The organism is Bittarella massiliensis (ex Durand et al. 2017) (assembly GCF_017566145.1).
GTDB classification, from domain to species: Bacteria; Bacillota; Clostridia; order Oscillospirales; family Ruminococcaceae; genus Bittarella; species Bittarella massiliensis_A.
The window spans coordinates 1-260 of the sequence record NZ_JABFCL010000105.1; the positions used below are offsets into that span (position 1 = coordinate 1).

Here is a 260-nt window from a genome sequence, read left to right on the forward strand (position 1 = left end):
CGTCTGCTTCGTGTGTACCAGGAGAACTGCCGCTTCATCAACCCGACCGTTTCAAGGGTAGATCAGATGATCCTTCAGAAATTTATTGAGGAAGGCTATTACGAACGCCATTTGAACCGGATGCGGGCGCTCTACAAAGGGAGGCACGATACGTTCCTGAACTGTCTGAAACCGTTTGCCAAGAAGTGCAGGATTTCCGGAGAACATGCCGGGGTACATCTGCTTTTGACGTTCACGGATGGACGGACGGCAGAAGAGTT

The 260-nt window shown here is 51.2% G+C and carries 1 protein-coding gene; it reads right to left on the reverse strand.

Annotated elements, in window-relative coordinates; all coding sequences use genetic code 11:
* Positions 1 to 51 precede the first annotated feature (51 nt).
* Positions 52 to 260 (reverse strand): hypothetical protein (locus HJY11_RS15730; RefSeq protein WP_208076469.1); only part of this gene is annotated, 209 nt, incomplete at its 5' end.